This window comes from Nonomuraea sp. NPDC049714 (genome assembly GCF_044465295.1).
In the GTDB taxonomy this organism is placed as follows: Bacteria; Actinomycetota; Actinomycetes; order Streptosporangiales; family Streptosporangiaceae; genus Nonomuraea.
Genome location: NZ_JBITLM010000002.1, coordinates 322,733 through 348,749, shown reverse-complemented (window position 1 = coordinate 348,749; position 26,017 = coordinate 322,733). Strand labels below are relative to the sequence as shown.

Below are 26,017 nucleotides of genomic sequence, written 5' to 3'. Positions count from 1 at the left end.
CGGGCGTGGGCCGGACCGGGCAGCGGGTGTCAGCCGCAGTGGCTCCAGCCGGACTTCCAGGTCAGGTTCTCCCAGGTACCGCCCCAGATGACGCACTTCTTGGGGGCCGACAGGCGGATCGGGCCGGCGTAGGCGCTGAACCTGCCGGGGTTGCTCGCGCTGGCTCCACCCTTGACCTGCAGGATCGCGTTCATGTGAATCTTGGTCGGATAGATCAGGCGCGACATGGTGACCACGCAGTTCTTGGCCAGCCCGGGGTGGTAGAGCAGGAAGACGGTCGCCTTGTCGCCCAGAGGTTGCCTGGCGATCACCTTGTAGCCGGCGCCGCACACCACTGACGGCTGGTGCGGGTTCTGCACGATGGTGGGCGTCGGCGTCCCCGTCGGCTCGGTGCTCGGCTCGATCTGGTTCTTCTTCCTCGTCGGCCGCTTGGTCGTCTTCGTGGGCGACGGGGACGGACTCCGCGTCGGGCGGGCCGTCGGCTTCCGTGAGGGCACCGCGACCGGGTCCGGCACCTGGGCCAGGGCGTCGTTGCGGGGCCTGGTCCTGGTCTTGGTGGGCTTGGGCTGGTCCACGTCCAGGTCGGGGACGCTCGACGGATCCGGGGTCGAGGTGTCCACCGGCAGCTCGGCGGACGGGAGGATCGTGGGGGACACCTCGGAGGTGACGCCCACGGACAGCACCTTCTGCGCGCCCGAGTTCGCCTGCACCACGACAGCGCCGGCCACCACGAGCAGTGCTGCCGCGGCGGCGCCCGAAAGAGCGAAGGTCAGCGTACGGCGCTGCTTCGACCCCGCTCCACCATCGGGCCGCCCACCAGGCGGCTGCCCCGGCCCTCGGCCTCCCGGGCCGTGACCACCGGGCCCCTGAGAGCCCGGCCCGTGACCACCGGGCTGCTGGGATCCTGGGCCATGAACTCCGGGCAGTTGGGAGCCTGGGCCGTGTCCTGCGGGACCTTGAGGGCCTCCGCCGTGCCCTCCGGGACCTTGAGGGCCTGGGCCGTGGGCTACGTGACCCTGGGGCCCTGGGCCGTGGCCTCCTGGGAACGGTCCCGCCTGCGGACCTCCCTGGGCTGCACCGGGCTGCTGGGGAGCGCCTGGGGGCATTCCAGCGCCGGACGGGTGCCCGTCATGGGGCGGCATTCCAGGCGGCCCACCGGGCATCCCCGGCTGACCGTTCCCGGCGCCCATGCCGGGTGCCTGACCGGCACCCATGCCGGGTGCGCCGCCGGGCGGCATGCCGGGCGCGGATGGCATGCCAGGTGCGTTGCCGGGCGGCGTGCCAGGCCCCTGCGGGATGCCGGGGCCGAAGGTCGATGGGGCGGCGACCACCGTGGGGCCCGCGCCGCCGGGCGCCGGAGCCTGGCCGTAGGGCCCTGTCTGCGGCGGGGCGTCAGGCTGGCCACCCGCCTGCGGCCACGGCGGGAACTGCACCTTGGAGCCGCCTTGAGACCCCGAGCCGCCGGGACCGCCAGAACCCTCCTGGCCGGCCGGCCCCACCTGGGAGCCGGAGCCGCCGACGTGGGCGTTCGGGCTGTGCTGGCCGTACGCGGTCGCCTGGGGTGTGTAGCCCGCGGCGGGCTTGTCCTCCGTGCCGCCCTGCTGGACCGTGGGGTGGGGAGCGGCGAAGGCGTGCGGGCCGGCGGGCTGCTGGGTCGTCGGGCCGGTCACCGGTTCGACGGCGGCCTTGGGCACGGGCTGCCCGGTGAGCTCGATGATGAGCTGGTCGGCCGTGGGCCGCTGCGTGGGGTCCTTGGACAGGCAGGCGGCCACCAGGTCCGCCAGCGCCCCTTCCATCCTGCCGAGCTGCGGCTCCTCGTTCAGGATCCGGTGCATCACCACGGGGATGGAGTCGGAGCCGAAGGCGGGCTTGCCGGTGGCGGCGAACACCATGGTGACGCCCCACGCGAACACGTCCGCGGCCTCGGAGATCGCCGACGTCCCGGTGAGCTGCTCGGGCGCCAGGAAGGAGGGCGTGCCCATCGCCATCCCGGTGGCGGTGGCGGTGGGGGAGTCCAGGGCGCGGGCGATGCCGAAGTCGATCACGACCGGGCCCTCGGGGCCCATGAGCACGTTGGCGGGCTTGAAGTCGCGGTGCAGGATCCCGGCCCGGTGGATGGCCGCCAGGGCGGTGGCGGTGCTGATCGCCAGGCGTTCGAGGGCGGCCCCCCGGCGCGGCCCCTCGTTGATGACGAGCTCACGCAGGGAGGGGCCGGGCACGTACTCGCTGACGATGTACGGCCGGCTGCCTTCGAGGTCGGCGTGCAGCACGGTGGCGGTGCAGAACCGGGCCACCCGCTGCGCCACGGCCACCTCGCGCAGGAATCTGGTGCGCGCGTCGGGATCGGCCACGAGGGCATGGTGCAGGAGCTTGACCGCCACCTGCTCTCCCGAGCCGGACTTGCCGAGATAGACGATCCCCTGGCCGCCCTCGCCGAGCCGGGCGATGATGTCGTACTCGCCCAGTCGTCGCGGGTCGTCCGACGCCAACGGCTGGAACTGACTCACCCCTGCCCCCCATAACAGAAACGATCGTTGGGGCAAGACCGTACCAGCGTGACCTTTGGTACGTAGCCTCACCTGGCAGATCATTCATCTTTGACGCTGACATGTCAGCGTTTCTGTGCAGGTCGAGTCCGTATGCGGAGGTTAGGTCACGGCTTGGTGAACAGTGGGATGATCGCTGATCAGATGGCCTTTCCTGGGTTGAGAAGCCCCAGAGGGTCAAATACGGCTTTGATCCCCTTCTGCACATCTTGGGCCACTGGTCCGGATTCGAGCGCGAGCCAACGCTGTTTGAGCAGCCCGACACCGTGCTCGCCGGTGAGCGTGCCGCCCAGCTCCAACGCGCGGGTGAACACTTCGTCCGCGGCGGCCCACACCTCGGCCGGCGGCTCGGCCGTACCGTGGTCGAAGATGAAGACCGGGTGCAGGTTGCCGTCGCCCGCGTGCGCGACCGTGCAGATCCGCACCCCGTGCCGCGCGCCGGCGGCCTCGATGGCGGTGATCATCTCAGGCAGCACCGAGCGGGGCACGCAGACGTCCTCCACCAGGCACGCGCCGAGCCGCTCCTTGGCCTCGTAGGCCATCCGGCGCAGCCCGATCAGCTCCTCGGTCTCCTGCGGGCTGGTGGAGACGGCGACGAAGGAGGCCCCGTTGTCGAGGCAGAGCCGCTCCATCCGCTCGGCCGTGACCTGGGCGTCGGAGGCGTCGGACTGCCCGATCAGCATGGCCATCGTGCCTGCCTCCAGGCCGATGTTGCGCCAGTCGTCGATGGCCTCCAGCGTGCCACGGTCCAGCAGCTCCATCAGCGACGGCTGGCACCCGGCCGCCATGATCGCCGACACGGCCGCGCCCGCCTCGCGCAGCGAGCCGAACTCCGCGGCGAACGTCGCCGGAGGCGCCGTGGGCGCCGGGCGCAGCCGCACGGTGGCCGCGGTGATCACGCCGAGGGTGCCCTCCGAGCCGACGAACAGCCCGGTCAGGTCGTAGCCGGTGACGCCCTTCATCGTGCGCCGGCCGGTGTCGAGGATCCGGCCGTCGGCCAGCACGACCTCCAGGCCGAGCGCGGAGTCGCGGGTGACGCCGTACTTGACGCAGCGCAGTCCGCCCGCGTTCGTCGCCAGGTTTCCGCCGATCGTGGAGATCTCGTACGACGAGGGGTCCGGCGCGTACATCAGCCCGTGCTCCCGGGCGGCCCTGTCCAGGTCGGCGGTGATCACTCCCGGTTCGACCACGGCGATCTCGTCCGCAGGCGACAGCTCCCTGATCGCGGTCATCCTGGCCAGCGAGAGGATCAGTGCCCCCTCGCTCGCCGTGGCGGCGCCCGCCAGCCCGGTGCCCGCGCCGCGCGGCACCACCGGCACCCGGTGCTCGCTCGCCCAGCGCAGGGTGGTCACCACGTCGTCGCGGGAGGCGGCCAGCACCACGCCGATCGGCTTGCCAGGCTCCACGAAGGTGCGGTCACGGGCATAGGAATCGGTCACATCGGGATCGGTCAGCACACGGCCGTCGGGCAGGGACTTCACCAGGGCGTCAATGGGTCTCACATGAGAAACCTTACGGTTTGCACGGACGGAGCCTTACGGCCAGACTGCCCAGGTGGAAGCGAAGTGTCCGGTGTGTGGGCAGGTAGACCAGGTCGTTTCGGTGCCGGGAGCGGTGGCGGCGGGCACCACGTACCGGATCGGCAGGGTCAGGCTGCCAGGGGAACGGCAGGTGGCGGACCTGCCCACCGCGCCCGCGCTGGGCGCCTCCAAGCATCTGATGAGCCGCACCCAGCTCGCGGTCTGGCTGTCGTTCCCCAGCCGCCACTACAACCCGTGGGCCAGGAACCAGGGCTACCTGTTGCTCCTGCTCGGCGCCCTGGTGCACCTGGTGCTGGCGCTGGTGCTCGCGATGGGCAAGGACTCTGGCTGGGGTGAGGTGCTGCTCGCGCCGTTCTGCCTGACCGGGTTTCTGTGGGGGTTCGGGCTGCTGTTCGTGCTCGGCGCGCGCGGCGCGCGCAAGACCGACCACGCCGAGGGCCCGGCCAGGGAGCAGGCCCTCGCCGTCTGGGAGGGCCTCTACTACTGCCCCCGCGACAACGTCGCGTTCGAGCCGGAGGTCGGCGTCTCGTTCCATCCGAGCGAGACGCGCGAGTACATCTTCGGCTACAGAAAGCGCACCTGAGTGTACGGCTCTCGCACCCCGGCCCTGATTCAGGCTTCCTCCGCGACCAGGCGGACGCAGACGGCCAGGCCGGTGATGGCCTGCTCCAGCTCCTCCAGGCTCGGGTAGGTGGGCGCGATCCTGATCGTGCTGTCACCCGGGTCCGTGCCGTAGGGGTGGGTGGCGCCGGCCGGGGTCAGCGCGATCCCGGCGGCCTTGGCCCTGGCCACCACCTCGGCGGCGCGCGGCACCTGCAGGCTGACGAAGTAGCCGCCCTTCGGGCTGGTCCAGGTGGCCAGGTCGCCGAGCTCCTTGGCCAGCACCCGGTCCACGGCCTCGAACTTGGGCCCGATCAGCTCGGCATGCTTGCGCATGTGCGCGGCCACGCCCTCGGCATCGCGCAGGAACTCCACGTGGCGGAGCTGGTTGAGCTTGTCCGGGCCGATCGTCTGCTTGCGGGCACCGGCCAGGAACCACTCGACGTTCGCCGGGGAGGAGCCGAAGAAGGCCACGCCGGAGCCCGCCAGGGTCACCTTGGAGGTGGAGCCGTAGACGAGGACGCGGTCGGGATCGCCGTGCTCGGCGCTGAGCGCCAGCAGGTCGGCCAGCTCCACCGGCGTGTCGGTGAGGTGGTGAACCGCGTAGGCGTTGTCCCAGAAGACGCGGAAGTCGGGGGCGGCGGTGGGCATGGCGGCGAGTCGGCGCACGGTCTCGTCGCTGTAGACGATGCCGGTCGGGTTGCTGTACTTGGGCACGCACCAGATGCCCTTGACGCTCGCGTCCTCGGCGACCAGGCGCTCGACCACGTCCATGTCGGGGCCGTCCGCGTTCATCGGCACCGGGACCATGGTGATCCCGAACTGCTCGCAGATGGTGAAATGCCGGTCATAGCCGGGGACGGGGCAGAGGAAGGTGATCTTCGGCTCCTCGACCCAGCGGCGGGCCGCGCCCGGCATCCGGCTGAGCAGCGCGTGCACGATCGTGTCGTGCATCATCGCCAGGCTGGCGTTGCCGCCGACGACGAGCTGTGCCGCCGGGACCTGCAGCAGCGGCCCGAACAGGGCCCGCAGCTCCGGCAGCCCCTGCAGGTCGCCGTAGTTGCGCGCGTCGGCGCCGCCGGCCGTGAGGTAGGACGACGGCATCCTCAGCATGTCGTTGGAGAGGTCCAGCTGGCGCGGTGACGGCTTGCCCCTGGTGAGGTCGAGCGAGAGTCCACGCTGGACGAGGGCGGCATAGTCACGCGAGGCGTTCACGAGGTCTTCTCCTCCGATCGGGTCGGATACGAAGGATAGAAGACGCCGCCCGCGCACCGGGCCTCAGGTCAGGAGCCGGTCCGGCGCGTGACGCGACGATCTCGCATGGCGGCCATGCCGGCGACGCATGCGGGCGAACTTCCCCTGTTCGCGGGGCGATGGTTGGCGTGAAATGGGGGCATAGGGGCAGCCCGTACCTCGCAGGGAGGGAGCAGCCGTGACCAGCGTCCGCGAGACCTCGATCGAGCAGGCCGGGAGCCGCCGGACCGGGACCGTGATCGTGTCCTGGCTGACGACCACCGACCACAAGGTCATCGGTTATCTGTACCTCATCACCTCCTTCGGGTTCTTCCTCGCGGCCGGGGTCATGGCGGTGATCATCCGGGCCGAGCTGGTGCAGCCGGGGATGCAGCTGGTCGACGCGCAGCAGTACAACCAGCTGTTCACCATGCACGGCACGATCATGCTGCTGCTGTTCGCGACGCCGCTGTTCGCCGGGTTCGCCAATGTGATCATGCCGTTGCAGATCGGCGCGCCGGACGTGGCCTTCCCGAGGCTGAACGCGGTCGCGTACTGGCTGTTCCTGTTCGGCGGGCTGATCGCGGTGGCCGGCTTCTTCACGCCGGGCGGTGCGGCGGACTTCGGCTGGTTCGGCTACACGCCGCTGTCGACGGCCACCTACTCGCCCGGTGTCGGCGGCGACCTGTGGATCATGGGCCTGGCGCTGAGCGGGCTCGGCACGATCCTCGGCTCGGTCAACTTCATCACCACGATCATCGGCATGCGCGCGCCCGGCATGACCATGTTCAGGATGCCCATCTTCTGCTGGAACGTGCTGCTGACCTCGATGATGGTGCTGATGGCCTTCCCGGTGCTGGCCGCCGCGCTGCTGGCGCTGGAGTCGGACCGCAAGTTCGGCACCCACGTCTTCGACGCCAACGGCAGCGGGCCGATCCTGTGGCAGCACCTGTTCTGGTTCTTCGGCCATCCTGAGGTCTACATCATCGCGCTGCCGTTCTTCGGCATCATCACCGAGGTCATCCCGGTCTTCAGCCGCAAGCCCATCTTCGGCTACCTGGGGCTGGTGGGGGCCACCATCGCGATCGCCGGGCTGTCGATGACGGTGTGGGCGCACCACATGTTCCCGACCGGCCAGGTGCTGCTGCCGTTCTTCTCGTTCATGACCTTCCTCATCGCGGTGCCGACCGGGGTGAAGTTCTTCAACTGGATCGGCACGATGTGGCGCGGGCATCTCAGCTTCGAGTCGCCGATGCTGTTCGCGATCGGGTTCCTCATCACGTTCCTGCTGGGCGGGCTCACCGGGGTCATCCTCGGCTCGCCGCCGCTCGACTTCCACGTCACCGACACGTACTTCGTGGTGGCGCACTTCCACTACGTGGTCTTCGGCACGGTGGTGTTCGCGATGTTCGCCGGGTTCTACTTCTGGTGGCCGAAGATGACCGGCAAGATGCTCGACGACCGGCTGGGCAAGGTCCACTTCTGGACCCTGTTCATCGGCTTCCACACCACGTTCCTGGTGCAGCACTGGCTCGGCGTGCTCGGCATGCCCCGGCGCTACGCCGACTACGGCGCCCAGGACGGGTTCACCACGCTCAACCAGATCTCTTCCGTGGGGGCGTTCCTGCTCAGCGCCTCGACGATCCCGTTCCTGTACAACATCTACAAAACGGCCAAGAGGGCGCCCAAGGTGAGGATGGACGACCCGTGGGGCTTCGGTAACTCACTCGAATGGGCCACCTCCTGCCCGCCGCCCCGGCACAACTTCACGTCCATGCCGCCGATCAGGTCCGAACGGCCCGCCTTCGACCTGCACTACCCGCACAGGAAGCCGGAGAAGTCGACCGGCTGACCCGGGCGGCTCCTTACGCGAGGTCCCTACTGGGGCCTCGCGTTCGTCTGTTACAGGCGCGCGTGATCATAGCCATGGGTCTGCTGTTGTGAAATGTCCTTATTTGGTTACATTTCAACAACCTACTTTACGGATTCTTTAGGAAGCTCTACCGTCCGGCATTGCGACTCCCTATGATCATGCGCCCGGCGATCCCGGGCAGAAGGGGTTACTTTGTCCAGCCCAAAGCGCCTGTTAACCCTGGTCCCGGCGGTAGCCCTCCTCGGCGCTGCCTTGACGGTCCCCACCGCTCAGGCATCCTCGGTGGCGAGATACGAGCCCAGTGCCTCTGACTACTACATTAACTACGCGCCGCCCAGCGTCGAGGACTCGCCCGAGGACCCGGCCGTGCCCGGCAGCGACAAGCGCCTGTCCCGGGCGCAGGAGTTCGACCGGAAGTTCAAGACCGGCAACCCCGCCGCCGGCCGCGTCCTCGCCGCTCGCGAGAGGCAGGCCATCAAGACGGGCCGCAACCCGGCGGACTTCATCTTCAAGAACTCCAAGCAGACCACGACGGCCAAGCTGCTGACTCTGCTCGTCGAGTTCAACGAGGGCGCCAACGACGACTTCTCCGGCTTCAGCCGGCCCCGGACCGTCGGCAGCGCCCCCGACGACTGCGTCACCGAGCCGGCCGGCACGGTGCTGAACGGCCCCTTGCACAACAACATCCCCGACCCCGCCACCCTGCAGGCGAAGGACAACAACTCCTTCTGGGTCAAGGACTTCAGCCCCGAGCACTTCAACAAGATGCTCTACACCGACCGGGGCATCACCGAGCGGGTGCGCACCGACCTGAGAGACCCGCGCGACGGCAGGCGCGGCATCGACATCTCCGGCTTCACCATGAAGAAGATGTACGAGGAGATGTCCAAGGGCGCCTACTCCGTCACCGGCTCCGCCGTCGGCTGGATCAAGGCCCCGCACTCCGAGGCGTGGTACGGCGCGGCGGCCTGCGGCAACGTCCAGCAGGACATGTCCGGCCACCCCGACAACCCGCGCGGCGCCGGCCAGCTCGCCATCGACGCCGTCGACGTGCTCGCGCAGACCCAGCCCGAATTCCCGTGGGCCGACTACGACGTCGAGGACGTCTCCGACGCCGACGGCGACGGCAACTTCGCCGAGCCCGACGGCGTGATCGACCACCTCGTGCTCGTGCACGCCGGCAAGGACAAGTCCTCCGGCGGCGGCGCCGAGGGCACCTACGCCATCTGGGCGCACTCCAGCGCGGTCGCCGGCGGCTATCAGGTGCCCGGCAGCGACAAGAAGATCTCCAACTACATCGTGCAGCCCGAGGACTCCGGCGTCGGCGTCTTCGCCCACGAGTACGGCCACGACCTGGGCCTGCCCGACCTCTACGACACCTCGGGCGCGGCCAGTTCCGCGGTGGACTTCTGGGACCTGATGTCCAGCGGCTCCCACTCCGGCCCGATCTTCCAGTCGATGCCCACCCACATGGGCCTGTGGGACAAGTGGGTGCTCGGCTGGGCGAACCCCGAGGTGCTCGACCCGGGTGACCGCCAGCGCCTGGTCACCGTCGGCCAGTCCTCCCGCACCCCCAAGTTCACCGAGGACGGCGTCCGGGTGAACCTCAAGTCCGAGCCGCTGAAGATGATCGACCCGCACAGCGGCACCGGCGCCTGGTGGTCCGGCATGGACCAGGAGTGGGCCAACGTCTCGCTGAACCGCGACGTGGAGGTGCCCGCCGGGACCGACGTGCGGTTCTGGATGTGGAACAACTACGAGATCGAGGCCGACTGGGACTTCGGCTTCGTCGAGGTGTCCACCGACGGCGGCCAGACGTGGGCCCAGCAGAAGGTCTTCGACGAGGCCGGTAACGAGATCACCACCGCCGACGACTACCCGGACCCGAACAAGAACCTCCAGGCGTTCGGCGACAAGAAGTACGGCATCACCGGCAACACCGACGGCTGGCGGCACGACTACGTCAACCTGACCCCGTTCGCCGGTCAGACGATCAAGCTGCGGCTGGCGTACAACACCGACGCGGCCTTCACCCCGCGCGGCTGGCACGCCGACGACTTCGAGCTCACCAACGGCGGCGCCGCCGTGTGGAGCGACGACGTCGAAGGCGGCGAGAACGGCTGGCGCGCCGCCGGCGGCACGTTCACCAACACCAGCGGCTCGGGCTGGACGATCAACAACGGCGAACGCCAGATCGACCGGTTCTACCTGGCCGAGTGGCGTAACTTCGACGGGTTCGACAAGGGCCTGCAGTACGCCTACGACACCAACTACTCGCGTGACGGCGCGTGGAAGGTGGAGAAGGTCAAGTACAACGCGCCCGGCCTGCTCGTCTGGTACCGCGACTCGACCTTCACCAACAACAGCCTGGCCAACAACCTCGAAGCCGGGCCGAGCATCGGCTCCAAGGGCTCCCTCCTCCTGGTGGACTCGCACTTCGACCCGCTGCGCCGCACGGGCGACGCCGCCGCCAAGGACCCGAGCCGGCACAAGAACATGGACGGCCGTACGCAGACGTCCAACGCGGCCTTCTCCTTCAAGGACACCTACCCGCTGAAGGAGTGCCTGGAGGCAGCCGGCGAGCCGTTCAGCGAGTACTGCACCGAGATCAAGGGGCTCAAGGGCGTGCGGAACTTCACCGACGCCAAGACCTGGTACCCCGGCCTCGAAGTGCAGGACGGCGGCCTCTTCTACCGTGACTTCGACGCCTCCGTCGTGGTCCCGAGCAAGGACGACCAGCCGTACAGCACCCGCGTGGTGAACGTCGACGGCACCGCCGCCACCGAGTTCTACGGCACCGACATCGGCGGCGGCCACGTCCTCGGCACCGGCAACCCCGGTGACGAGGGCAAGGCGCTGGGCGTGCAGTTCAAGCTCGTCGCGCCGCTTCCCGGCAACCTGGGCGCCATCGTCCAGGTGGTCCCGCCCAAGAAGTGAGCCACGGGGCCGCCGGGAGAAGTCCCGGCGGCCCTCCACCCGACCTGGTCCGGCGGCTGAAGGCCGGGGGATCAGGACCTACGATTGACGACCATGAGCGAATTGCGCGCCAAGGCCGAGCACACCAAGGCGATCCGGCAGGACCGCCGGGTCGCGGTGGTGATCAACACTCGTTCGCGTCGCGGCCGTCGCCACTACTTCGAGGTGATCGAGCAGCTGCACAAGCTCGGCTACGAACCACTGGCCGAGATCGGCGTCTACAACCCCAAGCGGCTGCGCGACCTGCTGGACACCGCGCTCGCCACCGGCCCTGACCTGCTCATCGTCGGCGGCGGCGACGGCACCCTCTCCTCGGCCGTGCGCCACGTCGCCCACCGCGACGTGGCGCTCGGCGTGCTGCCGCTCGGCACCACCAACAACTTCGCCCGCAGCCTCGGCCTGCCGCTCGACCTGGCCGGCGCGATCAGGGTGTTCGACACCGGCAAGGTCGCCGACATCGACCTCGGCATGGCCGACGACCGGCCGTTCGCCAACCTGGCCAGCTTCGGCGTGTCGGTCGAGGTGGCGGGCAAGGTCAAGCCGTGGCTCAAGCGGGTGCTCGGCCGGCCGGCCTACCCGCTGACCGCCCTGACCGTGCTGCCGGGGCACACGCCCTTCCGCGCCTACATCACCGTCGACGGCCAGCGCCACGAGCTGCTCACCCACCAGCTCAACATCGCCAACGGCCGCTTCCACGGCGGCTGGCAGGTGGCCCGCGACATCAGCATCGACGACGGCATGCTGGTGGCCTACCAGCTCGGCTCGGGCAAGAAAGTGCGGCTCCTGGTCGAGACGCTGGCCCGCGCCACCACCGGCCGCTGGCGCAGCCTGGCGGGCGGCCCCTTCGTGGTCGGCCGCGAGATGCTGCTGGAGACCGACCCGCCGATGGCCGCCGACGTCGACGGCGAAGTACGCCTCCGCACGCCCATCCGCCTGCGCGTGGTCCCCAACGGCGTCCGCGTGATGGTCCCCGACAGCTTCGAGGACCGCTGACCCCTAGCCGGATCCCAGACGGCCGTAAGCGGCGGTGAGCGGGCTCGCCACCTCCGGGGGTGGCGGGAAGACGCGGGGGAGGAGGTCCGGCGGCGCGGCGGCGGGCCTGCGCTCGGGGCGGTGGACGGTGGCCGCCGGCGCGTAGAAGTCCGCCAGGCGGTCCGCGAACGGCACGTCCGCCACCTCCAGCGACACCGCGTCCACCACCGGGTCGTCGGCCAGGTTGCCGAGCAGCTGGTCGCGGGTGCGGCCGCGCCAGGCGAGCACCAGGAACGGGTCGTCGTCGAACGACTCGGCCAGCAGATAGAGCACCGCCGACACGTGCTTGCACGGAAAGCCCCAGTCGGGGCACGAGCACTCCATGTCCAGGTCGCGCGGGAACAGGTCGGCGCCGAGCGAGGCGAACAGCTCCTCGATCTCCGTCGGCATCTCCCCGGCCAGCAGCTTGGCCCGGTAGACGGCCTGCGCCCCGATCACCTCCTCGATCGCCGTCCAGCGCGTCTCGTCGTACGCCTCGACGGAGATCGTCACGTCGTACGGTTCGGCACGCGAGCCCTGCACCGACGCGGCCGCCAGGCCGGGCGACAGGTCGATGGACAGGACCTGGCCGGCGCGGGCGTAGCGGCGGCCGCGCGACAGCCGGCCCTGGTCGCAGATCCGCTCCAGGATGTCGATGAAGCGCCTGGACCACCACGTCGAGCCGATGGAGCCGCGCTGCGTCCGGGCCCGGATGCCGCCTTCGACCCTGATGGGCCGGCCCGCCTCGAACCAGCCGTCCCTGCCGACCGGCATGCTCAGCTCACCGCCTCGGCCGTCAGACGGAACACCTCGCGCAGCTCACCGGTGGACAGGTCCGTCAGCCAGTCCTCGCCCGCGCCGACCACCCGCTCGGCGAGCGCCTTCTTCCGCTCGATCATCTCGTCCACCCGTTCTTCCAAGGTGCCGGCGCAGATCAGCTTGCGCACCTGGACGTTGCGGCGCTGGCCGATGCGGAACGCCCGGTCGGTCGCCTGGTCCTCGACGGCCGGGTTCCACCAGCGGTCGACGTGGATGACGTGGCTCGCCGCCGTCAGGTTCAGCCCCACTCCCGCCGCCTTGAGCGACAGTAGGAACAGCATCGGCTCGTCGTCATGCTGGAAGCGGTCCACCAGGCGGTCGCGGGTCCGGCTCGGCAGGCCGCCGTGCAGCCACAGCACCGGCCGCTCCAGCCGCTGCGCCAGATAGGGCTGCAGCATCGTGCCGAACTCGGAGTACTGCGTGAACACCAGCGCCTTCTCGCCCTCGGCCACGATCTCCTCCGCGAGCTGCTCCAGCCGGCTCAGCTTGCCCGACCTGCCCGCCAGCAGCGAGCCGTCCTTGAGCAGGTGAGCCGGGTGGTTGCAGACCTGCTTCAGCCTGGCCATCGCGCTCAGCACCAGGCCGCGCCGCTCGATTCCCTCGCTGTCGTCGATCTTGGCCAGCATGTCGTCCACGACCGCCTGGTACAGCGACGCCTGCTCGGCCGTCAGCGTGCACCACTCCTTGACCTCCAGCTTCTCCGGCAGGTCGGAGATGATCGAGGTGTCCGTCTTGAGCCGGCGCAGCACGAACGGCCCGGTCGCCCGCCGCAGCGCCTGCGCCGCCTGCTCGTCCTGACGGGCCTCGATCGGCTCCTGGAAGCGCGTCCTGAACCTCGACCGCGATCCGAGCAGCCCCGGATTGGCGAACTCCATGATCGACCACAGCTCGGCGAGATGGTTCTCCACCGGAGTCCCGGTCAGGGCCAGCCGGGTGCCCGCCGGGATCGCCCTGACCGCCCGCGCCTGGAGGGTGGAGCTGTTCTTGATGGCCTGCGCCTCGTCGCACACCACCCGCCGCCACCGCAGCCCGCGCAGCGCCTCCAGGTCCCGCTGGGCGGTCCCGTAGGTGGTGATCACCAGGTCCGCGCCGTCGATCTCGCCGACGTCCCTGCCGCTGCCATGGTGTACGTGCACGCGCAGCTCCGGCGCGAACCGGGCCGCCTCCCGGCGCCAGTTGCCCACCAGCGACATCGGGCAGACCAGCAGCGTCGGCTCGGTGCGCGCTGACCCGGCCCGCTCGTGCACGAGCAACGCCAGCGTGGTGACCGTCTTGCCCAGGCCCATGTCGTCGGCGAGCACCCCGCCGAGCCCCAGCTCCGACAGGAAGCTCAGCCACGCCAGCCCGCGCTCCTGATAGGGCCGCAGCGTCGCGTCCAGCCCGGCGGGCGTGCCGATCGGCAGCAGCCGCCGCTCCGCCTGCCCCGACAGCAGATCGCCGAGCACCCCGTCGGCGTCCACCGTCAGCAGCGGCAGCTCATCGTCCCCCTGCATCACCTCGCGCAGGATGTCGGCCGCCGGCACCTGCCCGGCCCGCCCGCCCTCGACCGCCTTCAACGCCGCCGCGAGCTGGCGCTCGTCCAGCTCCACCCACTGGCCCCGCACCCGCACCAGCGGCACCTTGAGCCTGGCCAGCTCGGCCAGCTCCTCCTCGGTGACGGTCTCGTCGCCCACCGCCAGGTCGACCCTGAAGTCCACCAGCTCCCGCAGCCCGAACCCCTGCCCCGTGGCCGCGCTCTGCCGCTGGGTGCGGGTGGTGAGCTTCAGCCCGAGCCGGGCGCGCCCCGCCCACCTCGGCAGCTGCACCCCGAACCCGGCCGCCTGCAACAGCGGCGCCGCCTGCCGCAGGAACTCGAACGCGCCCCGCGTGTCCAGCGTCAGCTCGCTCGGCTCGGCCACCCGCAGCGCCCGATCCAGCTCGGGATACAGCCGCACGGCCCGCCCCAGCCCGGCGAGCAGCTCCCGCTCCGGCCGCCGGGGCAACCCCACCACCGGCTCGCCGGCCCACACCCGCCCGGCGGGAACGTACAGACTCGGGTCATCGGCGGCCTGCAACGCCACCTCCACCCGCCACTCCCCAGAGCCCCCGCCCGCTCCTGCGTCGGTGCCCGCGTCGGCTGGTTCGACCAGCCGGAAGCAGACGCGGGCGGCCCCGTCGGCGGCGACCACGGACGCCCGCCAGGCGTCGAGTTCCTTCCGCAGCTCCGGCACGTCCGGGCAGGCGCCGTCAGGCCCGGTCAGCGCCGCCAGCCATCGCTCCTGCGGCGTGCCCGGCCGCCTGACGAGCGGCTCGCCCAGCGCCGCCCGCACCAGCGCGTCGGCGAACGCCCCGAGCGCCTCACCCAGCACCTCACCGGACGGCCGCTCGGCCCTCCAGGTGCGGCAGGCGGGCGGCATGGCCAGCGCCAGCTCCTTGAAGTACGACGCGTCCGCGCCGGTCAGCACCGGCTGCCACACCGCCCTGGCGTCGGCCTCAGGTTGAGCCCACTCCCCGGCCCACTGGCCCACGCCGCCGTCATCGGGCCGCTCGCCCGCGCCGCCGCCGACGGTGACGAGCCGGGGGATGACGCGGCCGCGCCGTACGAGATCGCGAGCGAACGCCACGACGGCGGCCCAGTGACGCAGGGTGGCGGCGCCGGCGGCCTGCTCGTCCACCAGGCGCAGCGCCTCGCCGACGGGCGGAACCAGCGCGTCGACCCGCCACAGGTGCAGCCGGGGCCGGGCGATCGCGGACAGCAGTCCCGTCTCGGGAGACGGCAGCGGCTCCTTCACCGAGCCGGGCAGCAGCAGCTCCAACTCGCGGACGCCTGCACCAGGACCCTGCGACGCGTCCCGGGCAGCCTCGGGGAGGGCGAGGGCGGCGGCCAGGGTGCTCGCCGAGGCGGCGAAGGGGTGGGAGCGCGGGGCGGCTCCGGACGCGGGGCGCGGGTCGACGGCCGCGTCCTCCGCCCAGAAGGCGAGCCCGTCTCCTGCCCAGACACCATGTACGACCAGCACCTCGGCAGGTTACCCGCCGCGACACGGCCACGGCGCGTACGATAAAGGTATGAACCCTCCCGGATCGTGGTGTGAGCGGCCCAAGCCGCAGGCTCCCTCGTGCGAGCTCCCATCCCCGTGGAGCGCGCCCAAGAAGCCCGACAACTGGTGCGAGACCCAGAAGTCGCCCGTCGTGGCGGTCTTCGACTTCCTGCTGCGCGCGGCGAAGCGCTGACGAGTGCTGACCGAGCGCTGACCGAGCGCTGACCCCCTGCGCGCCGCCGTGCCGTTGATATAAGGCCGGTTCCCTGGGTAGTCGCCCCCTCGAACGGAGGAGGCGACGGCGTGAACGACACTCACAAGCTAGTGAACGATCTGTCGGAACAGGTCTCCCGGCTCGTGAAGGACGAGTTGCGGCTGGCCAAGCTCGAGATCACGCAGAAGGGCAAGCGCGCGGGACTCGGCGCGGGGCTGGCCGGCGCGGCCGGCGTGGTCGCGTTCCTGGGCGGAGCCACGCTTGTGGCCGCGCTCGTGCTGCTTCTCGCTCTGGTCATGCCCGCGTGGCTGGCCGCCGCGATCGTGGCGGTGCTCCTGTTCGTCGCCGCCGCGCTGCTCGGCCTGGTCGGCAAGAAGAAGGTCCAGCAGGCCACGCCGATGGTCCCGGCGGAGACGATGGCGAGCGTCCGGGCCGACCTCGACGCGGTCAGGGAGGGGGCGCGGCGATGAGCGAGATGAACCCCGGTCGCACCGACAAGCAGCACGCGGGCACCGTGGGCGCCCGGCGCGCGGCAGTGGGCGAGCCCATCGACCACGAGTCCATCAACGTGCCTCCCACCAGGCCCGGCGCGGCTGAGAACGCGCACGAGGCGGAGCGCGCCCGAGAGGGTCACGAGACCTTCGTCCCCGAGGCCCCCCAGCGCGACGACCGCACCGACGCGGTCAGGTCGCGCGCCGTGGAGGAGGAGTCGCTGCAGGGCGGCGAGCCCCGCCACGAGCAGCACCCCAGCGACGAGCGCCACAGCCGCGAGCGGCACGAGCGGCGCCACAGCCAGGACGGCGCGAGACAGCAGGACGCGGACGACGTACGGCAGGACATCAGGCAGACCCGCCAGGAGCTCGGCGAGACCGTGCACGCCCTGGCCCAGAAGGCGGACGTCAAGAGCCGGGCGGGCGAGGCGGCGGCGACAGCGAAAGGAAGGGCAGGACACATGGCGGAGACCGCGAAGGGAAAAGCGGCGGAGATGACGGAGACGGCCAAGGAGAAGGCGGCCGAGTTCACGGGCACGGCCAAGGGCAAGGCGGCCGAGATGACCGGTGCGGCCAAGGGCAAGGCGGCCGAAGTGACGGGTACGGCCAAGGGCAAGGCGACCGAGGTGGCCGGGACCGTCAAGGGCAAGGCCGCCGTCATGGCGGACAAGGTGCACGACGCGACGCCTGAGCAGGCCAGGAAGCGGCCCATGCTGATGATCGCGGCCATGGGCGCGGTGCTGGCCTTCGTCGTACGGCGGATCATGAGGCGCAACAGGGCCAAGTGAGCGGTGGAACGTCCCGAGCGGCCCACCGAACTGCCAGGCCGGTCCTGGTGGCGCGTGATCAGGCGCACGGTGGCCGAGTTCAACAACGACCGCGTCCAGGACCTGGCGGCCTCCCTCACCTACTACGCGGTCCTGTCGATCTTCCCGGCGCTGATCGTCCTGGTGTCGATGCTCGGACTGCTCGGCCGTCAGGACGCCGCCGCCGTCGTCGGCAACCTGACGGCGGTGGCGCCCGCGGAGGTGCGCGACCTGCTCGGCCAGGGCCTGTCGCAGGTGCGCGACACCCGGGCGGGCCTCGCCGCGATCATCGGTCTCGTGGTCGCCCTGTGGGCCGCCTCCGGCTACATCGCGGCCTTCATCAGGGCGGGCAACCAGATCTACGACATCCGGGAGGGCCGCCCCTTCTGGAAGATCACCCCACTGCGCGTCGGCCTCACGGTCCTCCTCGCGGTCCTGCTGACTGTGGCGGCGGTCGCGGTCACGCTGACCGGTGACTTCGCGCGCCTGGCGGGTGAGGCGCTGGGCCTGGGCGAGACCGTGGTGACCGTCTGGGACCTGGCCAAGTGGCCCGTCCTGGCCCTGATCGCGGCAGGGCTGATCATGGTGCTGTACTGGGCGGCGCCGAACGTGCGCCAGCCCGGCGTGCGCTGGCTCACCCCCGGCGGCCTGCTGGCGGTCCTGCTCTGGGTGCTCGTCTCCGGCGGCTTCGCCCTGTACGTGGCCAACTTCGGCTCCTACAACAAGACGTACGGCACGCTCGCGGCGGTCGTGGTCTTCCTCGTCTGGCTGTGGCTGTCGAACATGGCGCTGCTGTTCGGCGCGGAGCTGGACGCCGAGCTGATCAGGGAGCGCAACGCGGTCGCCGGCAAGCCCGCCGAGCAGGAGCCGTACGTGGTGCCGCGCGACCCGCCCAAGCCCGACAACCTCCCTGACTGACCTGGGGCTTGCAACCTCATCGCGGCCGGGTAAAGCTGCCTGTCATGGACTTCATCCGGGTACGCGCGTCGTCCGACGGCACCGAGACGATCTCGTGGTGGACCGGTGACGTCTACGGATGGGAGCCGGACGGCGGCCCGCACCACCTGTTCGGCGTCGAGGGCCTCAACGTGGCCCGGGCGGTCCGCGCCGACGACGGCTGGCAGCTGCTGACCAGGGAGGCCGCCCTCTACCTCGACCCGGTCGGCAGGGACGTGCTCGACGTGTGGGACAACCCGCTCACCGGGCGGCGGACCGAGGTGCGGCACGTCTTCAACGACCCGGTCAACCAGCGGCTCGGCGACCGCCCGGTGCCGGTCACCCGGCTGGGCGACCAGGTGGTCTTCAACGTCGACGTCCGCCTGGCCTACCCCTCGCCGCTCAAGGTCGCCGACCACCCCGAGAATTCGGCGGGCGACACCTACCGGGCGCTGGAGCTGTTCCAGTTCTTCGCCGGGGCCGCCGAGCTCGGCTCCGGCATGGCCGACGTGCCGTCGGTGTTCTCCTGGTGCCGGGTGTCGCCCTGGCTGCCGTGGATGGCGATGGCGCAGCGGCCGGGCGGGCTCGTCTACCACTGCCGGGGCGGCAAGACCGCCGAGGTGCCCGAGCGGCTGCGCGAGCGCGTCGGCGAGCGCTTCCTGCACGCGCCGGAGCGGTGGTCGGGCCCTAACATGACCAGCTGGACGGCCTACGCCGGGCGGGCGGATACAGTCGGCCGGTGAGCAACGACCTGTTCTGCGAGATCATCGCCGGGGAGCGGCCGGCCCGCGTCGTGCACTCCGACGAGGTGTCGGTCTCCTTCCTCGACACCCGGCCCGTCTTCAAGGGGCATGTGCTCGTGGTGCCGCGCGCCCACGTCGAGGTGCTCACCGACCTGACCGACGTCGGCCCGTTCTTCGAGCGGGTGCAGGCGATCACCCGCGCCGTGGAGGAGGGCCTGGAAACCGACGGCACGTTCGTCGCCATGAACAACCGCGTCAGCCAGAGCGTCGCCCACCTGCACGTGCACGTGGTGCCACGCCACCGCAAGGACGGCCTGCGCGGCTTCTTCTGGCCCCGCACCACCTACGCCTCCGACGCGGAGGCGCAGCTCTACGCCGAGCGCATCGCCAAAGCGCTGCCCGAGGGCTGAGTCATGGAGTACGTCTTCGGCGCGGCCGTGATCGCGGGACTGGTGGGGGTGCCCGCGCTCGTGCTCTGGCGGGTCATGCGGGGCCGCCGGGAGCTCGGCACCAGCCCGGCGGAGCGGGCCACCTTCGAGACGCTGCACACGGCCTCGCTGGCCGGGCCGCCGCTGCGGGCCGGGCTGACCTCCGAGGGCGCGCTGCGCTCCTCGCGGCACCTGCGCGAGCTGCTCGGCTCCTCCGCGCTGGCCATCACCGACGGCGAGCGCCTGCTGGTCTACGACGGGGCCGGCGAGCACCACGCCCCGGAGGCCTTCGAGCAGGCCAAGGCCACCCTGGCAGACGGCCGCACCCAGGTCCTGGCCATCTCCTGCGACCTGCTGGAGTGCCCCGTCAGGCACGCCGTGGTCGTCCCTCTCACCACCGACGACCGGGTGGTCGGCACGCTGGCCGCCTTCGGCCCGCACGCCTCCGCGGGGCTCGTCAGGGCCGCGCAGGAGGTGGCCGGCTGGGTGGACTCACAGCTGGAGCTGGCCGAGCTGCACCGCTCGCGCACGCTGCTGATGGAGGCGGAGGTACGGGCGCTGCGCGCGCAGATCTCGCCGCACTTCATCTACAACTCGCTCACCGCGATCGCCTCGTTCGTCCGCACCGACCCGGAGCGGGCCAGGGAGCTGCTGCTGGAGTTCGCCGACTTCACCCGCTACTCCTTCCGCCGGCACGGCGAGTTCACCACGCTGGCCGAGGAACTGCGTTCGGTCGAGCGCTACCTCGTGCTCGAACGCGCCCGCTTCGGCGACCAGCTTCAGGTGACGCTGCGCATCGCGCCCGAGGTGCTGCCGGTGGCGGTGCCGTTCCTGTGCCTGCAGCCCCTGGTGGAGAACGCCGTCAGGCACGGCCTGGAGAGCAAGGACGGCGTGGGCCGGATCACGATCGTCGCCGAGGACGCCGGAGCCGAGTGCGGCATCAGCGTCGAGGACGACGGCCTCGGCATGGACCCGGACCGGCTGCGCCGCATCCTCGCAGGTGAGGCCTCCTCATCGGGCGGCGTCGGGCTGGCGAACGTGGACGAGCGGCTGCGCCAGGTGTACGGCGACGAGTACGGATTGGTCGTCGAGACGGCCCCTGGCGCGGGCACTAAGGTCAACGTGAGGTTGCCGAAATATCACCCAGGCGTCTCAGCCCGTTGACCTGGACCTTTGTTGTCGGTTTTATCACTGTCTATGGCACAACTTCGGGTCCTCGCGGTGGATGACGAGCTTCCCGCGCTGGAAGACATCTCCTACCTGCTCCGCGCCGACCCACGGATCGGCGAGGTCGCCACCGCCCGGGACGGCGCCGCCGCGTTGCGGCTGCTCGACCGGGCCATCGCCGAGGGCAGGCCTATCGACGCCGTCTTCCTCGACATCAGGATGCGCGGCCTCGACGGCGTCGTGCTCGGTCGCCTGCTGTCGCGGTTCGCCAACCCGCCGAGGGTGGTGTTCGTCACCGCCTACGAGGAGCACGCCGTCGACGCCTTCGAGATCAAGGCCGAGGACTACCTGCTGAAACCGGTGCGCCCGGAGCGCCTCGCCGAGGCGATCAGGCGGGTGGCGGTCTCGGCCGACGTGCCCGTCGAGGGCGCCGAGACCGACACGATCCCCGTCGAGCTCGGCGGCGTGACCAGATTCGTCTCCACCGCCGACGTCATCTACGTGGAGGCCCAGGGTGACTATGCTCGCCTGCACACCGCCACCGGCAGCCATCTGGTCCGCATCCCGCTGGCCACGCTGGAGGAGCGCTGGTCGGCGGCCGGGTTCGTCCGCGTGCACCGCAGCCATCTGGTCGCGGTCAAGCACATCGAGGAGCTGCACATCGACTCGGGCAGGTGCGTGGTCAGGGTCGGCGACACGGAGATCCCGGTCAGCCGCCGCCACACCCGCGAACTGCGCGACCTGCTCGTCCGCCGCGCCAGGAAGGGAAGGCCCGAATGAGCCCTGAGCCGAGGCCTGGCCGCCGCGTCGCCATCACCAGCCCGCGCACCGCGGCGGCCCGCCGCCCCCGCTATCCCGCCACCCGGGAGATCGACGAGCAGACCCACCTCGGCGAGGTCTACATGCGCTCGCTGCTGCGCACCCAGTTCAGGCTGGCCGCGTTCGTGTGCACGGTCCTGGGGTGCGTGGTGGGGAGCCTGCCGGTGCTGTTCCTGCTCATCCCCGAACTGCGCGACGTGCACGTGCTCGGCGTCCCCCTGCCGTGGGCGGTGCTCGCCGGGCTCATCTATCCCGCCTTCGTCATCGGCGCCTGGCTCTACGTACGGCAGGCGGAGCGCAACGAGCGCCACTTCGCCGACCTGGTCGACCGCTCGTGAGCCTGGCCGCGGTCGTCATCGTCATGGTGGCGGCCGTGCTCATCGGCGCGTTCGGCATCCGGGTCTCCCGCACCACCTCCGACTTCTACGTCGCCTCCCGCACCGTCAGCCCCCTCTGGAACGCCTCCGCGATCGGCGGCGAGTATCTGTCGGCGGCGTCGTTCCTCGGTGTGGCCGGGCTCATCCTCAGCTACGGCGTGGACATGCTCTGGCTGCCGGTCGGCTGGACCGGCGGCTACCTGGTGCTGCTGGTGCTGGTGTCCGCGCCGCTGCGCCGCTCGGGCGCCTACACGCTGCCCGACTTCGCCGAGGCCAGGCTGGAGTCCATGGTGGTGCGCCGGACCGCCAGCGTGCTCGTCGTGCTCATCGGCTGGCTGTACCTGATGCCGCAGTTCCAGAGCGCCGGCCTGGTGCTGCGCACGATCACCGGCGCGCCGGTGTGGGCGGGCGGGCTGCTGGTGGCGGTCGTGGTCGTGGTCAACGTGCTGTCGGGCGGCATGCGGTCGATCACGTTCGTGCAGGCGTTCCAGTACTGGCTCAAGCTCACCGCGCTGGCCGTACCGGTGATCTTCCTGCTTCTTGCTTGGCAGTCCGACGGGGCCCCCGGCCTGTCCGCGCAGGACGCCGCCGGCTGGCAGATGCCGCTGTCCGGGGCCAGGGAGTACGGCCTCTACTCGACGTACTCGCTGATCCTGGCCACCTTTCTGGGCACCATGGGGCTCCCGCACGTGCTGGTCCGCTTCTACACCAACCCCGACGGCCGGGCCGCCCGCCGGACCACGCTGGTGGTGCTGACGCTGCTCGGCGCGTTCTACCTGCTGCCGCCCGTGTACGGCTGGCTCGGCCGGATCTACGCGCCAGACCTGGTGCGCACCGACGCCGTCGTGCTCACGTTGCCCGCGCGGATGATCGGCGGGACGCTCGGCGACGCGCTGACGGCGCTGATCACGGGGGGAGCGTTCGCCGCGTTCCTGTCGACGTCGTCGGGGCTGACCGTGTCCGTGGCCGGGGTGATCGCGCAGGACCTGCTCAAGGGCGGTGTCCGCTCGTTCCGGATCGCCACGCTGATGGCCGTCGCGGTGCCGCTGGCGCTGGCGCTGTGGGCGAGGGCGCTGCCGGTGGCGGACGTGGTGGGGCTGGCGTTCGCGGTGGCGGCCTCGTCGTTCTGCCCGCTGCTCGTGCTCGGCATCTGGTGGCGCAGGCTCAGCACCACCGGCGCGCTGGCCGGGCTGTACGTGGGTGGCGGCCTGGCCTGTCTCGCCGTGCTGGCCACGATCACCGGCGGCCCGCACGCCGGCCTGGCCGGGGCACTGCTGGCGCAGCCGGCGGCGTGGACGGTGCCGATCGCGTTCGCGGCCATGATCTCGGTGTCGTTCCTGACGCCGGACCGGGTGCCGCTCGGCGTGGCCAGGACCATGGTGCGCCTGCACACGCCGGAGAACCTCGACCTCGACCGGGGAGACTGGCGGCCCCGCTCTTCCTAGGGCTCCAGCAGGTCGATCTCGGCTCGTACGAGCATCTCCTTCAGCTCGGTCCGGTCCGGATCGCCGCCGAGGACCTGGAGCGCCTGGCTGACGGTGTGGCAGTCGGCGTCGAGGGCGAGCAGCGCCGGGATGGCGAGCTCGGGCGAGGCCCGGCGTCCGTTCGAGGCACCTGACGACTTCAGCGACCCCATAGGCATCAGGAATGGTTCCCGCCGCCGGCCTCCCCGCCTTTCTACGCTCGAGGGAGCCCACGGACAAGGGAAGCGCCATGGCGACCCCGCAAGAGGCCGAGCAGGCACTGCGCATGATCGCGCGCCTGGCCGACGAGCAGGGCGGCGCGCTGGACAAGGTGTTCCGGCTCTTCGGCGACGGCGCGCTGCTCGGGTCGGGCGCCGCACGGCTGCACGGCGGCCTGGTCGAGCGTCACTCCGAGGTACGACGCGCCTTCGAGCAGGCGTTCCAGCAGGTCGAACGGCTCGCCCTGGCCGGCGGCGACCCCGTCAGGATCCCGCCCCCGCAGCTCGGCCGGCCGCCGGAGGCGCTGCGTGACCCGCCTGGCGGCTATGTCGGCGGCGACCCCGACCTCATGCGGGCCGTGGACGCGGAGCTGGCCGAAGCCGGCGGCGACTGGCGGCAGGCGGGCCACGTCCTGGCGAGCGCGCTGGCCCGGCTCGGCGTCGGCACCGCCCCCGCCCAGGACCTCGTCCGCGCGGGGAACTGGCTCGACGACCAGCGCGCCGACCTCCGCCGCCGCCGCGCCGAACTCCTGAAGACCACCCCGGCCCCCACCACCCCACCGCCGCAGGAAACCACCCCACCCCTGCAGGAGTCCTCCTCGCCCCCGCCGGAGTCCTCCTCGCCCCCGCACGAGGACATGGCGCCCCCGCACGAGGACATGGCGCCCCCGCACGAGGACATGGCGCCCTCGCACGAGGACATGGCGCCCTCGCACGGGGACATGGCGCCCCCGGCTCAGAGCGGGCGGCCCGGTACGTCTTCGGTTGAGGAGACGCCGTTCGGCCGGTTGGCCGGTGCGGTCAACGACGTCGTGGCGTGGGCGGGGAGCGCCTGGGCCGGCCAGGTGGGCGCCGCGGCCGGCGCACTCGGCCTGCCCGGCGTCGGGGAGCTGGCCCGCGGATACGCCGAGCACGGCGCGATCCCCCTCGTCCAGGGCGCCGCCGAGGCCACCATCGGGATCGCCGAGTTCGGCTGGACCGCGTCCATCGGCGGCCTGATCACCGATCCCGGCGCTATCCCCGACCTGATCGGGAACGCCGGCGACGCCGGCGTCTTCGCCGCGGAGCATCCGGTCGAGTTCGGCAAGTCGGTCGTCGACTGGGAGACCCTCACCGAGGAGCCGGTCCGCTGGTTCGGCAGGCTCATCCCCGACGCCCTCCTCGCCATCACCGGCGGCGGGCTGGCGGGCCGGGCCGGCCGGACCGTCGACGGCCTCGGTAGACCTCCTGCAGCCACGCCCGGCGGCTTCCGGATCCCCCCGGCGCGAACGGCGGCCGACGGGCCACCCCTGGACACCATTCCGATGAGAGAACGACACGTCGGCGAGGATCAGCGGGGCGTCCGTTACCTGACCCCCGAGGCGTTAGAGAGAAGGCGCCTCGTGGTGCATGATGGAAGGCTCCATGACATAACCGGGAAGCCTTTCGACACCGAAGACGCCCATTCTCACTGGGCTCCGGGAGGAGGCCGCGCGATCTTCGTCATGGATCGATACGGCAATCTCTACGCGGAGAAGGAGCATGTGGTCGGAGAGTTCCACCACTCCAGCTTTCTGAGCGGTGGACGAGTCACCGGAGCCGGGGATATCGAGGTGGAAAATGGCGTGCTGACGGCCATTTCCCGCCATAGCGGCCACTACAGGCCGAAACCCGAGGACCTGGACCGCGTCATAGGCGCTCTGAAACGCGCGGGTATCGATGTCGACGGTGTGCAGAGGGAGGGGTACGACGGTGGCTGACTGGCTGGGGTCCGACCGGGACCGGGTGGTCTCCGTCCTGTTCTACAGCGTCCAGTTCAACGCGGAGCTCGATGACGCCCTCGCCCTCGTCAGGGCCCGCGCGCTGATCCTGGAGCCCGTCCACGGCTACACGCCGGAGGAGGAGTACGAAGCCATCGGCGCGTCACTGCGAACCGGCTCCCCGCTCGCCGACCTCATTCCGTCTCCGCTTCCTGTGCCGCATTCCGAGCAGGAGCACCGGGATTTCGCGCAACGCGTGCTCGACCACATGGACGCGCTGCGGCCCTGGCCCGAACTACCGTTCATTTCACTACGCGAGGCCCCGTGGCACGACTACGCGGAATCCCGGGTGATCGCGCGGATCCGGATGAACGAAATGCGGGTGACAGAGCGCCTCCATCGGCATCTCGCCCAGGTCCGCGAGGACGAGCGGTTGCGCCACTGGTTGACGCTGCGGCTCAATTCGGGGGACGAGGTCGCACTGGCCGAGCCGTGGTGGCCGGACAGTGAGCACGTCGCGGTGCTGTCCCGGCGCGGCGCCGACAAGGCCCCCGAGGCGGTGCTGGCGGCGTTCCTGCACGTCACCGGCTTCACCCTGGACGAGATCGACGATCTCACCGACGGTGTGGACCCCCTCTCACGGGGAGGCGCGGGCACCGGCTGGCTCGCCTACACGCTACGGCGCGACAGCACCGCCGGCGGGATCCGCCAGGGGTCGTTCGGGGCGTTCCAGCGCGCCCGCCTCTACTGCGAGGCGATGGACAAGCCCGGGGTCGTCGCGGTCGGCCCGCCGGGCAAGGGCCTGGTGCCCGCGTTCACATCGCCGGAGGCGCTGGCCCACTACGTCACGGCCAAGGGGAGCGACGTGGAGTCCCAGGAGCCGCGCTACTTCTCCACCCTCGGCGCGGACCTGCTCGGCCTCCTCCCCGATGGCTATGCCGTACTCGTGGATCCAGGGGAGGAGTACGCTGCCGCCTTCGACCGGAACGGTCCCCGCTGA

22 protein-coding genes are annotated in these 26,017 nt (G+C 71.0%); 16 read left to right on the top strand and 6 right to left on the bottom strand.

The window, feature by feature from the left end; translation table 11 throughout:
• Positions 1 to 29: 29 nt before the first annotated feature.
• Positions 30 to 2,507, bottom strand: a complete 2,478-nt coding sequence (locus tag ACIBQX_RS08545; RefSeq protein ID WP_397002103.1) for a serine/threonine protein kinase — start codon at positions 2,505 to 2,507, stop codon at positions 30 to 32.
• A gap of 179 nt (positions 2,508 to 2,686) precedes the next feature.
• A complete protein-coding gene (locus ACIBQX_RS08540) occupies positions 2,687 to 4,048 on the bottom strand; it encodes an FAD-binding oxidoreductase (RefSeq protein ID WP_397002101.1) in 1,362 nt (453 codons plus the stop codon).
• Between the two features lie 70 nt (positions 4,049 to 4,118).
• On the opposite strand from ACIBQX_RS08540, the gene ACIBQX_RS08535 reads away from it, so the two are divergent.
• Entirely contained in the window at positions 4,119 to 4,670 is a 552-nt protein-coding gene (locus ACIBQX_RS08535) for a hypothetical protein (protein ID WP_397002099.1), read from the top strand.
• Positions 4,671 to 4,699: 29 nt separating this feature from the next.
• On the opposite strand, the gene ACIBQX_RS08530 is transcribed toward ACIBQX_RS08535, so the two are convergent.
• A complete protein-coding gene (locus ACIBQX_RS08530) occupies positions 4,700 to 5,902 on the bottom strand; it encodes an aminotransferase class I/II-fold pyridoxal phosphate-dependent enzyme (RefSeq protein WP_397002097.1) in 1,203 nt (400 codons plus the stop codon).
• A gap of 217 nt (positions 5,903 to 6,119) precedes the next feature.
• Here ACIBQX_RS08530 and ctaD point away from each other — a divergent pair, with 217 nt between their 5' ends.
• From ctaD to ACIBQX_RS08515, 3 genes are all read left to right on the top strand, one after another.
• Entirely contained in the window at positions 6,120 to 7,772 is a 1,653-nt protein-coding gene (gene ctaD, locus ACIBQX_RS08525; RefSeq protein ID WP_397002095.1) for a cytochrome c oxidase subunit I, read from the top strand.
• Between the two features lie 303 nt (positions 7,773 to 8,075).
• Positions 8,076 to 10,730, top strand: a complete 2,655-nt coding sequence (locus tag ACIBQX_RS08520) for an immune inhibitor A domain-containing protein (RefSeq protein WP_397002093.1) — start codon at positions 8,076 to 8,078, stop codon at positions 10,728 to 10,730.
• 93 nt (positions 10,731 to 10,823) lie between these two features.
• Positions 10,824 to 11,762, top strand: coding sequence for a diacylglycerol/lipid kinase family protein (locus ACIBQX_RS08515; protein WP_397002091.1), 939 nt, complete (start codon positions 10,824 to 10,826; stop codon positions 11,760 to 11,762).
• Positions 11,763 to 11,765: 3 nt separating this feature from the next.
• Here ACIBQX_RS08515 and ACIBQX_RS08510 read toward each other — a convergent pair whose 3' ends face one another.
• The gene (locus ACIBQX_RS08510) at positions 11,766 to 12,554 is read right to left on the bottom strand and encodes an SWIM zinc finger family protein (protein WP_397002089.1); all 789 of its coding nucleotides are present in this window, start codon (positions 12,552 to 12,554) and stop codon (positions 11,766 to 11,768) included.
• 2 nt (positions 12,555 to 12,556) lie between these two features.
• The gene (locus ACIBQX_RS08505) at positions 12,557 to 15,595 is read right to left on the bottom strand and encodes a DEAD/DEAH box helicase (RefSeq protein WP_397002087.1); all 3,039 of its coding nucleotides are present in this window, start codon (positions 15,593 to 15,595) and stop codon (positions 12,557 to 12,559) included.
• A gap of 49 nt (positions 15,596 to 15,644) precedes the next feature.
• On the opposite strand from ACIBQX_RS08505, the gene ACIBQX_RS08500 reads away from it, so the two are divergent.
• The 10 genes from ACIBQX_RS08500 to ACIBQX_RS08455 all read left to right on the top strand — a co-directional run bounded on the left by ACIBQX_RS08500 (position 15,645) and on the right by ACIBQX_RS08455 (position 23,042).
• Positions 15,645 to 15,809, top strand: coding sequence for a hypothetical protein (locus tag ACIBQX_RS08500; protein WP_397002085.1), 165 nt, complete (start codon positions 15,645 to 15,647; stop codon positions 15,807 to 15,809).
• Between the two features lie 110 nt (positions 15,810 to 15,919).
• A complete protein-coding gene (locus ACIBQX_RS08495; protein WP_397002083.1) occupies positions 15,920 to 16,300 on the top strand; it encodes a phage holin family protein in 381 nt (126 codons plus the stop codon).
• Complete coding sequence (locus tag ACIBQX_RS08490; RefSeq protein WP_397002081.1) at positions 16,297 to 17,109, top strand: DUF3618 domain-containing protein; 813 nt, start codon at positions 16,297 to 16,299, stop codon at positions 17,107 to 17,109. The genes ACIBQX_RS08495 and ACIBQX_RS08490 overlap by 4 nt, the downstream gene beginning before the upstream one ends.
• A 54-nt stretch (positions 17,110 to 17,163) precedes the next feature.
• On the top strand, positions 17,164 to 18,045 hold the full coding sequence (locus ACIBQX_RS08485; RefSeq protein WP_397002079.1) for a YihY/virulence factor BrkB family protein: 882 nt from the start codon (positions 17,164 to 17,166) through the stop codon (positions 18,043 to 18,045).
• Between the two features lie 44 nt (positions 18,046 to 18,089).
• Positions 18,090 to 18,806, top strand: coding sequence for a DUF1838 family protein (locus ACIBQX_RS08480; RefSeq protein WP_397002077.1), 717 nt, complete (start codon positions 18,090 to 18,092; stop codon positions 18,804 to 18,806).
• The gene (locus ACIBQX_RS08475) at positions 18,803 to 19,216 is read left to right on the top strand and encodes an HIT family protein (RefSeq protein ID WP_397002075.1); all 414 of its coding nucleotides are present in this window, start codon (positions 18,803 to 18,805) and stop codon (positions 19,214 to 19,216) included. The genes ACIBQX_RS08480 and ACIBQX_RS08475 overlap by 4 nt, the downstream gene beginning before the upstream one ends.
• Before the next feature lie 3 nt (positions 19,217 to 19,219).
• Positions 19,220 to 20,398, top strand: coding sequence for a sensor histidine kinase (locus ACIBQX_RS08470; RefSeq protein ID WP_397002073.1), 1,179 nt, complete (start codon positions 19,220 to 19,222; stop codon positions 20,396 to 20,398).
• Between the two features lie 33 nt (positions 20,399 to 20,431).
• Positions 20,432 to 21,181 carry a LytR/AlgR family response regulator transcription factor gene (locus tag ACIBQX_RS08465; RefSeq protein WP_397002071.1) on the top strand — a complete coding sequence of 250 codons (750 nt, stop codon included), beginning with the start codon at positions 20,432 to 20,434 and terminating at the stop codon, positions 21,179 to 21,181.
• Entirely contained in the window at positions 21,178 to 21,558 is a 381-nt protein-coding gene (locus ACIBQX_RS08460) for a hypothetical protein (RefSeq protein ID WP_397002069.1), read from the top strand. Before ACIBQX_RS08465 ends, ACIBQX_RS08460 begins: the two co-directional genes overlap by 4 nt.
• Complete coding sequence (locus ACIBQX_RS08455; RefSeq protein ID WP_397002067.1) at positions 21,555 to 23,042, top strand: cation acetate symporter; 1,488 nt, start codon at positions 21,555 to 21,557, stop codon at positions 23,040 to 23,042. The genes ACIBQX_RS08460 and ACIBQX_RS08455 overlap by 4 nt, the downstream gene beginning before the upstream one ends.
• Here the strand turns inward: ACIBQX_RS08455 and ACIBQX_RS08450 are convergent.
• Entirely contained in the window at positions 23,039 to 23,239 is a 201-nt protein-coding gene (locus ACIBQX_RS08450; RefSeq protein ID WP_397002065.1) for a hypothetical protein, read from the bottom strand. The genes ACIBQX_RS08455 and ACIBQX_RS08450 overlap by 4 nt on opposite strands.
• A 71-nt stretch (positions 23,240 to 23,310) precedes the next feature.
• Between ACIBQX_RS08450 and ACIBQX_RS08445 the strand changes: the two genes are divergently transcribed.
• Both ACIBQX_RS08445 and ACIBQX_RS08440 read left to right on the top strand, forming a co-directional pair.
• Complete coding sequence (locus tag ACIBQX_RS08445; RefSeq protein ID WP_397002063.1) at positions 23,311 to 25,017, top strand: hypothetical protein; 1,707 nt, start codon at positions 23,311 to 23,313, stop codon at positions 25,015 to 25,017.
• Positions 25,010 to 26,017, top strand: coding sequence for an SseB family protein (locus ACIBQX_RS08440; RefSeq protein WP_397002061.1), 1,008 nt, complete (start codon positions 25,010 to 25,012; stop codon positions 26,015 to 26,017). The genes ACIBQX_RS08445 and ACIBQX_RS08440 overlap by 8 nt, the downstream gene beginning before the upstream one ends.